General features: G+C 56.1%; 8 protein-coding genes. 2 read left to right on the top strand and 6 right to left on the bottom strand.

Annotated elements, in window-relative coordinates:
• Positions 1–125: 125 nt before the first annotated feature.
• Complete coding sequence (ilvC, locus tag KQJ18_RS17945; RefSeq protein ID WP_069325102.1) at positions 126–1,601, bottom strand: ketol-acid reductoisomerase; 1,476 nt, start codon at positions 1,599–1,601, stop codon at positions 126–128.
• 251 nt (positions 1,602–1,852) lie between these two features.
• Between ilvC and ilvY the strand changes: the two genes are divergently transcribed.
• Complete coding sequence (gene ilvY / locus KQJ18_RS17940) at positions 1,853–2,779, top strand: HTH-type transcriptional activator IlvY (RefSeq protein ID WP_087856750.1); 927 nt, start codon at positions 1,853–1,855, stop codon at positions 2,777–2,779.
• A gap of 175 nt (positions 2,780–2,954) precedes the next feature.
• Entirely contained in the window at positions 2,955–4,148 is a 1,194-nt protein-coding gene (gene fabV / locus KQJ18_RS17935; protein WP_038634603.1) for an enoyl-ACP reductase FabV, read from the top strand.
• A 62-nt stretch (positions 4,149–4,210) separates the two neighbouring features.
• Here fabV and ilvA read toward each other — a convergent pair whose 3' ends face one another.
• The 5 genes from ilvA to ilvG all read right to left on the bottom strand — a co-directional run.
• A complete protein-coding gene (gene ilvA, locus KQJ18_RS17930; RefSeq protein ID WP_216422422.1) occupies positions 4,211–5,755 on the bottom strand; it encodes a threonine ammonia-lyase, biosynthetic in 1,545 nt (514 codons plus the stop codon).
• A 5-nt stretch (positions 5,756–5,760) separates the two neighbouring features.
• Positions 5,761–7,611: a dihydroxy-acid dehydratase gene (gene ilvD, locus KQJ18_RS17925; RefSeq protein ID WP_038634606.1), complete on the bottom strand. Its 1,851-nt coding sequence runs from the start codon at positions 7,609–7,611 to the stop codon at positions 5,761–5,763.
• A 158-nt stretch (positions 7,612–7,769) separates the two neighbouring features.
• Entirely contained in the window at positions 7,770–8,699 is a 930-nt protein-coding gene (locus KQJ18_RS17920) for a branched-chain amino acid transaminase (protein WP_003829030.1), read from the bottom strand.
• Positions 8,700–8,716: 17 nt separating this feature from the next.
• Positions 8,717–8,980 (bottom strand): acetolactate synthase 2 small subunit, encoded by a 264-nt coding sequence (gene ilvM / locus KQJ18_RS17915; RefSeq protein WP_038634609.1) that lies wholly within the window; start codon positions 8,978–8,980, stop codon positions 8,717–8,719.
• Positions 8,977–10,525, bottom strand: a 1,549-nt coding sequence (ilvG, locus tag KQJ18_RS17910) for an acetolactate synthase 2 catalytic subunit (protein WP_216422421.1), incomplete at its 5' end; no start/stop codon positions are given. The genes ilvM and ilvG, both read right to left, overlap by 4 nt.

Below are 10,525 nucleotides of genomic sequence, written 5' to 3'. Positions count from 1 at the left end.
GCCCGGTGTTTAAACACCGGGCTTTTTTATCGGATGGCGATACGCTTATCCAGCCTACATAATGGTCACTTTATTGTAGGCCGGATAAGGCGTTCACGCCGCCATCCGGCGATTCCAGAAGCCTCTTATCCAGCTACTGCAATGCGCTTCATATCAGTCATGTAGCCACGCAGTTTCTGGCCTACTTTCTCGATAGCATGACCGCGAATTGCGTCGTTCACGTCGCGCAGCTGCGCGTTGTCTACCGCGCCTTCGGCAATCGCTTTGCCCAGATCGCCAGTCTGCAGCGTGGTCATGAACTCTTTCAGCAGCGGTACGCAAGCGTAAGAGAACAGGTAGTTACCGTATTCTGCGGTATCGGAGATAACGACGTTCATTTCATACAGGCGCTTACGGGCGATGGTGTTGGCAATCAGCGGCAGTTCGTGCAGTGATTCGTAGTAAGCAGATTCTTCGATGATGCCGGAATCGACCATGGTTTCGAACGCCAGCTCAACGCCCGCTTTCACCATCGCAATCATCAGCACGCCTTTATCGAAGTACTCCTGCTCGCCGATTTTACCTTCATACTGCGGCGCGGTTTCGAACGCGGTTTTGCCGGTCTCTTCACGCCAGGTCAGCAGTTTCTTATCGTCGTTGGCCCAGTCAGCCATCATGCCGGAAGAGAATTCGCCGGAGATGATGTCGTCCATGTGTTTCTGGAACAGCGGCGCCATGATCTCTTTCAGCTGTTCAGACAGCGCGTAAGCACGCAATTTCGCCGGGTTAGACAGACGGTCCATCATCAGGGTGATACCACCCTGCTTCAGCGCTTCGGTGATTGTTTCCCAGCCGAACTGAATCAGTTTTTCGGCGTAAGCCGGGTCGGTGCCTTCTGCCACCAGCTTGTCGAAGCACAGCAGAGAACCGGCCTGCAGCATGCCGCACAGGATGGTCTGCTCGCCCATCAGGTCAGATTTCACTTCCGCCACGAAAGAAGATTCCAGTACACCCGCACGGTGACCGCCGGTGGCCGCAGCCCAGGCTTTAGCAATCGCCATACCTTCGCCTTTCGGATCGTTTTCCGGGTGAACGGCGATCAGTGTCGGAACACCGAAACCACGTTTGTACTCTTCGCGCACTTCGGTACCCGGACACTTCGGCGCCACCATCACTACGGTGATGTCTTTACGGATCTGCTCGCCCACTTCGACGATGTTGAAACCGTGGGAGTAGCCCAGCGCCGCGCCGTCTTTCATCAGCGGCTGTACGGAACGCACCACGTCAGAGTGCTGTTTGTCCGGCGTCAGGTTAACCACCAGGTCCGCCTGCGGGATCAGCTCTTCGTAGGTCCCCACTTTAAAACCGTTTTCGGTCGCTTTACGCCAGGAAGCACGCTTCTCAGCAATGGCTTCTTTACGCAGGGCATAAGAAATATCCAGACCGGAGTCACGCATGTTCAGGCCCTGGTTCAGACCCTGAGCGCCACAGCCGACGATGACCACTTTTTTACCCTGAAGGTAGCTCGCGCCGTCGGCGAATTCGTCGCGGCCCATAAAGCGGCATTTACCCAGCTGTGCCAGCTGCTGGCGCAGGTTCAGTGTATTAAAGTAGTTAGCCATGATGGTGTACTCCGTGATGTTGTGTGTCGTTACTCTATGGATTTCGAGTTGTAGGAAGGCGGTAAGGCAGCGAATCCCCAGGAGCTTACTCAAGTAAGTGACTGGGGTGAGCTGACGCAGCCAACGCATCTGCAACTTGAAAGACGACGAGTATATTGTTCGGTTCGCTTTTGCGAGAATGTACCCACATTACAACAGGAAATTTATTGCGGAAATTGATATATTCACAACGTCATGTTGCAATTTCTGCAATGTTAAGCCGTGAGGTGAAATCGGTGGATTTACGCGATCTGAAAACCTTCCTGCATCTGGCGGAAAGCCGCCACTTTGGCCGCAGCGCGCGGGCGATGCACGTCAGCCCCTCCACGCTCTCCCGGCAAATTCAGCGACTGGAAGAGGACCTCGGTCAGGCGCTGTTTGTGCGTGATAACCGCACGGTCACGCTGACCGAAGCAGGGGAAGAACTGCGGGTATTTGCCCAGCAAACGTTGTTGCAGTATCAGCAACTGCGCCACACCCTCGATCAGCAGGGGCCATCACTTTCTGGTGAACTGCACATTTTCTGTTCGGTGACGGCGGCTTATAGCCATCTGCCGCCGATTCTCGATCGTTTTCGCGCCGAGCATCCCTCCGTCGAAATTAAGCTCACCACCGGCGACGCCGCCGACGCCATGGACAAAGTGGTCACCGGCGAGGCCGATCTGGCGATTGCCGGTAAGCCGGAAACGCTGCCCGGCGCGGTGGCGTTTTCCATGCTGGAGAATCTGGCGGTGGTGCTGATCGCCCCGGCGCTGCCCTGCCCGGTGCGCAATCAGGTTTCCGTCGATAAGCCCGACTGGTCAACCGTGCCGTTTATCATGGCCGACCAGGGGCCGGTGCGCCGTCGCATTGAGCTGTGGTTCCGTCGCCACAAAATCAGTAACCCGCAGATTTACGCCACCGTCGGCGGCCATGAGGCGATGGTCTCGATGGTAGCGCTAGGCTGCGGCGTGGCGCTGCTGCCGGAAGTTGTACTGGAAAACAGCCCGGAACCGGTGCGCAATCGCGTGATGATTTTAGAGCGCAGCGACGAAAAAACGCCGTTTGAACTGGGCGTCTGCGCGCCGAAAAAGCGGCTGCATGAGCCGCTGATCGATGCCTTCTGGAAGATTGTGCTGGAGCGTAAAATCGCCGAGTAGCGCCAGCGTCTGGCCTAAAATCAGTGGTAGATTCAGTATTGGCACTCCTTTTCTGTATAATGTCCCGTGCCATAATAGATGTGGGGGGCTTGTTAACCATGTCGTTAAGCAAGCCAGAACAGACGGTGTCATTGCGCACTTGACAGCGAAAATACAAACTTAATTAGCCATCATTATGATAATCAAACCAAAAATTCGTGGATTCATCTGTACAACGACCCATCCGACTGGCTGCAAAGTCAATGTGGAAAAACAGATCGAGTACGTAAAGCAAAACGGGAAAATTGAGAACGGTCCTTCCCGCGTGCTGGTGATCGGTGCTTCCACCGGTTACGGCCTGGCATCCAGAATTTCCGCCGCCTTTGGCAGCGGTGCCGCCACTATCGGCGTATTTTTTGAAAAACCGGGCACGGAAACCAAACCAGGTTCCGCGGGCTGGTATAACTCTGCCGCCTTCGATGAAGCCGCTAAGCGTGAAGGTCTGTACTCCAAAAGCATCAACGGCGACGCGTTCTCTGACGAGTGCCGCGATGAAGTTATCAAACTGATCAAAGAAGATCTGGGCCAAATCGACCTGGTGGTTTACTCACTGGCATCCCCGGTGCGTAAAATGCCGAAAACCGGCGAAATCGTTCGTTCTGCGCTGAAGCCGATCGGCGAGGTTTACACCTCTAAAGCGATTGATACCAACAAAGATCAGATCATCACCGCCAGCATTGAGCCGGCAACCGAAGAAGAAGTTCAGAACACCGTCACCGTGATGGGCGGCGAAGACTGGGAACTGTGGATGGGCGCGCTGAGCGAAGCAGGCGTGCTGGCTGACGGCGTGAAAACCGTGGCTTACTCTTACATCGGTACCGACCTGACCTGGCCAATCTACTGGCACGGCGCGCTGGGTAAAGCGAAAGAAGACCTCGACCGCGCGGCGGGTGAACTGCGTAAGCAGCTGGCACCGCTCAACGGTTCCGCTAACGTTGCCGTCCTGAAATCGGTTATCACGCAGGCATCTTCTGCTATTCCGGTGATGCCGCTGTACATCTCTATGGTCTTCAAGCTGATGAAAGAGCAAGGCATTCACGAAGGTTGCATCGAGCAGATCAACCGTCTGATGACCACCAGCCTGTACGGCGATAAAGTGGCGCTGGATGACAACCAACGCATCCGTATGGATGACTGGGAACTGCGTGACGATATTCAGCAAGCCTGCCGCGACCTGTGGCCGCTGATCACCACCGAAAACCTGACGCAGGAAACTGACTATGCAGGTTACAAGCAGGAATTCCTGAACCTGTTCGGTTTTGCCCTCGACGGTGTGGATTACGATGCGGACGTGAACACCGAAGTCGAATTCGAAGTCATCACGCTGTAATTCTCTGATTCAGATATAAAAAAGGGTTCATGTCTCCATGAACCCTTTTTTTATGGCCGCCGTTAGCCCGCGAGGAAGAAGCGGAACGCCGGGTTATTCGTCTCGTCGTGGCACTCATAGCCCAGTTCATTGAGCCGGGTTTCAAAGTCCGGTTCATTCTCGCCCCGTTCAAACGCCGCCAGTACACGACCATAGTCGGTACCGTGGCTACGGTAGTGGAATAGCGAGATATTCCAGTGCGTTCCCAGGGTGTAGAGGAACTTCAGCAGCGCGCCCGGTGATTCCGGGAACTCAAAGCTATAAAGGCGCTCTTGCAACGGCTTAGAAGGACGGCCGCCGACCATATAGCGCACATGCAACTTGGCCATTTCATCGTCTGACAGATCCACCACGCTGTAACCGCCGTCTTTGAGTAGGCTAAGGATTTCCTTGCGCTCCTCAACGCCACGGCTCAGCCGCACGCCCACGAAGATGCAGGCATCTTTGGCGTCAGCAAAGCGATAGTTGAACTCGGTCACCGAACGCCCGCCCAGCAGTTGGCAGAACTTCAGGAAGCTGCCCTTCTCTTCCGGAATCGTCACCGCCAGCAGCGCCTCGCGCTGTTCGCCCAGCTCGCAGCGTTCGGAAACGTAGCGCAGACCATGGAAGTTCACGTTAGCGCCGGACAGCACATGCGCCAGACGTTCGCCGCGAATATTGTGCTGGGCGATGTATTTCTTCATACCCGCCAGCGCCAGCGCCCCGGAAGGTTCCGCCACCGCGCGTACATCTTCAAACAGGTCTTTCATCGCCGCGCAGATAGCGTCGCTATCGACTGTGATAATGTCGTCGAGATACTCCTGGCACAGACGGAAGGTTTCATCGCCGATGCGTTTGACCGCCACACCTTCAGCAAAGAGACCGACGCGTGGCAGATCCACCGGATGACCGGCATCCAGCGCCGCTTTCAGGCAGGCTGAATCTTCGGCTTCGACAGCGATCACTTTGATCTGCGGCATCAGCTGTTTAATCAGCACCGCCACGCCCGCCGCTAACCCGCCACCACCCACCGGCACAAACACGCGGTCAAGGTGAGCATCCTGCTGAAGTAACTCCAGCGCCAGCGTGCCCTGCCCGGCAATCACCATCGGGTGATCAAACGGCGGTACCCAGGTAAAGCCCTGCTGCCGGGAAAGCTCAATCGCTTTGGCTTTGGCTTCATCAAAGTTAGCGCCGTGCAGCAGAACTTCACCGCCGAAGCCGCGAACGGCGTCGACTTTGATATCCGCGGTCGCCACCGGCATCACAATCAGCGCCTTCACGCCTAATCGCGCAGAGGAGAAAGCCACGCCCTGGGCATGATTACCGGCCGATGCGGTAATGACGCCATGCGCTTTTTGCTCTTCAGTCAGGCCTGCCATCATCGCGTAGGCCCCGCGCAGCTTGAAGCTGTGCACCGGCTGTCTGTCTTCGCGCTTGACCAGAATCACGTTATCGAGGCGCGAAGAGAGTTTTTCCATTTTTTGTAGCGGCGTTACCTGCGCTGCTTCGTATACCGGCGCGCGCAGCACCGCTCTGAGATACTCGGCGCCCTCAGGGGCACCGGACAGGGGTTGTGAATCCGCCATGGTCATTAACCTCCCAGCTTCGATTTATCGCGCACCGCGCCTTTGTCGGCACTGGTGGCCAGACTGGCATAGGCGCGAAGGGCAAAGGAGACCTGACGCTCACGGTTCTTCGGCGTCCACGCCTGATCGCCGCGGGCTTCCTGCGCTTCACGACGGGCGGCGATTTCCGCATCGCTCAGTTGCAGTTGAATACCGCGATTCGGGATATCGATAGCAATCATATCGCCGTCTTCGATGATCGCGATGTTGCCGCCGCTGGCCGCTTCCGGAGAAACGTGGCCGATAGACAGGCCGGAGGTGCCGCCGGAGAAGCGGCCATCGGTGATCAGCGCACAGGCTTTGCCGAGACCCATTGATTTCAGGAACGTGGTTGGGTAGAGCATTTCCTGCATGCCCGGCCCGCCTTTCGGCCCTTCGTAGCGAATCACCACCACGTCGCCTTCGACCACTTTACCGCCGAGGATAGCCTCAACCGCCTCGTCCTGACTTTCGTAGACTTTCGCCGGGCCGGTAAATTTGAGAATACTGTCGTCAACACCTGCGGTTTTTACGATACAGCCATTTTCCGCGAAGTTGCCGTACAGCACCGCCAGACCGCCATCCTTGCTGTAAGCGTGCTCCAGCGAGCGGATACAGCCTTCGGCGCGATCGTCATCCAGCGTATCCCAACGGCAATCCTGCGAGAACGCCTGGGTGGTGCGGATGCCCGCCGGACCAGCGCGGAACATTTTTTTGACCGCCTCATCCTGGGTGACAGCGATGTCGTACTGCTCCAGCGTCTGCGGCAGAGAGAGACCAAGGACGTTTTTCACGTTGCGGTTCAGCAGCCCAGCACGATCCAGCTCACCTAAAATGCCCAAGACGCCGCCGGCGCGGTGAACGTCTTCCATATGGTATTTCTGCGTACTTGGCGCCACTTTACACAGCTGCGGCACTTTACGAGACAGCTTGTCGATATCACTCATGGTGAAGTCGATTTCCGCTTCCTGCGCCGCCGCCAGCAGATGCAGAACGGTGTTAGTGGAACCACCCATGGCGATATCCAGCGTCATGGCATTCTCAAACGCTGCTTTGCTGGCAATGTTGCGCGGCAACGCCGAGGCATCATCCTGCTCGTAATAACGTTTGGTCAGCTCAACGATGCGTTGACCTGCGGTGAGGAACAGCTCTTTACGGTCGGCGTGAGTGGCCAATAGCGAGCCGTTGCCCGGTTGTGACAGGCCCAGCGCTTCGGTCAGACAGTTCATCGAGTTGGCGGTGAACATCCCGGAGCAGGAGCCGCAGGTCGGACAGGCGGAACGTTCAACCTGCTCGCTCTGCGAGTCGGAGACTTTCGGGTCTGCGCCCTGAATCATCGCGTCAACCAGGTCGAGCTTGATGATTTTGTCGGAAAGCTTGGTTTTCCCGGCTTCCATCGGACCGCCAGAGACGAAGATCACTGGAATATTAAGACGCAGCGAGGCCATTAACATACCGGGGGTGATTTTGTCGCAGTTGGAGATGCAGACCATCGCGTCGGCACAGTGGGCGTTAACCATGTACTCAACGGAGTCGGCGATCAGCTCGCGGGACGGCAGTGAATAAAGCATGCCCCCGTGGCCCATAGCGATACCGTCATCCACCGCGATGGTGTTGAACTCTTTCGCCACACCGCCTGAGGCTTCGATTTGTTCGGCAACCAGCTTACCGAGATCGCGCAGGTGTACGTGACCCGGCACGAACTGGGTAAAGGAGTTCACCACAGCGATAATCGGCTTACCGAAGTCGGCGTCGGTCATCCCGGTGGCGCGCCACAGTGCGCGGGCGCCCGCCATATTGCGGCCGTGGGTGGTGGTGGCAGAACGATACTTAGGCATGCTTGATTAACTCCCGTCTGTCTTTCCCCTGCATACTTCACGCCGCAGGTGCGTTGGCTGCCTCGCTCACCCCGGTCACTAACTACAGTAAGCTCCTGGGACTTGCTGCGTTGCCGTCTTCCTGCAACGTGAACTATTTGTGGGAAATATTAATATTGTTATTGGTTTACTGAATCCAACCAACCGTATTTGTCTTCCGTTTCACCGGTGAAGAGGCCAAAGAAGGCCTGCTGGATGCGTTTGGTGACCGGGCCGCAGCGGCCTTCGCCTACCTGAATACCATCTACGCTGCGTACTGGCGTGATTTCCGCCGCGGTTCCGGACATAAACACTTCGTCGGCCAGGTACAGCGATTCACGGGACAGCACCTGCTCACGCACTTCGATATCAAGATCTTTCGCCAGTTTAATGATGGCATCACGGGTGATACCCGGCAGCGCGGAAGAGGTAAATGGCGGGGTAAACAGAATGCCATCTTTAACTTCAAACAGGTTCTCGCCCGCGCCTTCGGAAATGTAGCCATTCACGTCCAGCGCAATACCTTCCTGATAACCATGACGACGCGCTTCGCTACCCACCAGCAGCGAAGACAGATAATTACCGCCCGCTTTAGCAGCCGTAGGGATGGTGTTCGGCGCAACGCGGTTCCAGGAAGAAACCATCGCATCGATCCCCTGTTCCAGCGCTTCTGCGCCGAGGTATGCGCCCCACGGGAACGCGGCGATGATTACATCAGTGGTGTAACCCGCTGGCGGGTTAACGCCCATCCCAACATCGCCAACAAATACCAGCGGACGAATATAGGCGCTGGTCAGGTTGTTTTTGCGGATCACTTCGCGGCAGGCTTCCATCAGTTCATCAACGCTCTGAGAGACCGGAAAACGGTAGATCTTGGCTGAATCACGCAGACGCTGCATATGTTCACGATGACGGAACACCACCGGCCCTTTGTGAGAATCGTAGCAACGGATGCCTTCAAATACAGAAGTACCGTAGTGCAGAGCGTGGGACATCACGTGAACCTTCGCGTCTTCCCAACGAATCATCTCGCCATTAGACCAAATGTAATCAGCTTTTTTCGTCGTCATTTTTCTTCCTTTTGCGCTCAGGCGCGGATTTGTTGTGATGTGGTTGTGCTCTGGCAGATAGCAACATGTGCAACGTCTACCAGCTTACTTAACTGACTAAACAGTAAGTCGACCGACCGGGGGCTGGCAACGGTCAATTCGATATTTATATTCTGCGCATCGCTGGCGGCTGCCATATTCATGGAGCACACCTGAAAACCACGATGGCGTACCACGCGTAAAACACGTTCTAACGTTTCCGGGTTGAAACGAGCCTCAACGGCGACCTGATGTTGCATCATGATAATTTCTCCAGCATTTCTGAGTTACTGGCGCCAGGCGGCACCAGAGGCCAGACATTCTCAAGTTCGTCGATTGAGACATGAAGCAGGTATGGCCCCTCGCTGTTCAGCATGGTGTCGAGTGCCGCTTCAACCTGGTCTTTACGGGTGATGTGCTGACCAGGTATGCCGAAGGCGCTGGCCAACATGAGAAAATCGGGGTTATCGGTAAGGGTGGTTTCGCTATAACGTTCCTGGAAAAACAGCTGCTGCCATTGTCGCACCATGCCCAAGCGCTGGTTGTCGAGTAAGACTATCTTCAGCGGCAACTGCCTGCGTTTTACGGTGCCCAGTTCTTGTACATTCATCATGAAAGAACCGTCACCGGAGATACAGATTACCGTATCGTTCGGACGAGCCACCTGCGCGCCAACAGCAGCTGGCAGGCCAAAGCCCATCGTACCCAAACCGCTGGAGGTGATGAAATTTTCCGGGCGGGTGTAGGTCATATGCTGCGCGGACCACATTTGATGCTGACCAACATCCGTCGTCACCACGCTATCTGCTGGTTTGCGTTCAGACAGCTGTTTTAACAACAGCGGCGCGTAGATAGCGTCACCCGGATGATCATAGCGCCAGGCATGTTCTGCGCGCAGCTCTGCACAGGACTGACGCCATGCGTCGATCTTCAGCGGTTGTTGTAATGCCGGCAACAGCGAATTTAAATCGCCCTGCAACGCGACGTGTGCCTGACGCAGCTTATTCATTTCCGCCGGGTCGATATCCATATGGATGACGCTGGCGTTAGGCGCGAAAGTATTCAGCTTACCGGTTACCCGGTCATCAAAACGTGCGCCCACTGCGATCAGTAAATCACTCTCTTGCACCGCGAAATTCGCCGCCTTAGTACCGTGCATTCCCAGCATGCCCAAATAGTACGGGTAGTCCGCGTTTACTGCGCCCAGGCCTTTCAGCGTGCAAGCGACCGGTATTTGGGTAAGCGCGATAAACTCACGCAGGGCAGAGACCGCCTGCGCCATACCCACGCCACCACCTACGTACAGGATGGGTTTTTGCGCCTGAGCCAGCATTTTACGCGCCTGCTCAACGTCAGCATGCGGGAAAGTCTCTACGTTTCCGACGGTCGTGAAATACGGTTCCAGCGTACCGCTGGCTAACTGGATATCTTTTGGGATATCGACCAGAACGGGGCCCGGACGACCAGAGTTCGCCACGTCGAAAGCTTCTGCCATGATGCGCGGCAGTTCCTCCAGTGACTGCACCAGGAAACTGTGCTTGGTGCAAGACAGAGACATACCGAGAACGTCCACTTCCTGGAACGCATCCGTTCCGATGAAAGGTGATGCAACCTGGCCGGTGATCGCCACAACGGGGACAGAATCTAACAGCGCATCGGCAAGACCGGTGATCAGGTTGGTCGCGCCTGGGCCGGACGTAGCGATACAAACACCGGTTTTACCCGTAGCACGAGCATAACCAATCGCCGCCATCGCCGCGCCCTGCTCATGTCGACACAACAGGTGTTCTACGCCGCCGTCATATAAC

The organism is Citrobacter sp. S55_ASV_140, assembly GCF_018919505.1.
GTDB classification, from domain to species: Bacteria; Pseudomonadota; Gammaproteobacteria; order Enterobacterales; family Enterobacteriaceae; genus Citrobacter; species Citrobacter werkmanii.
Note: the sequence above shows the minus strand (reverse complement) of the source record. Positions and strands in the feature narration are given on the sequence as shown.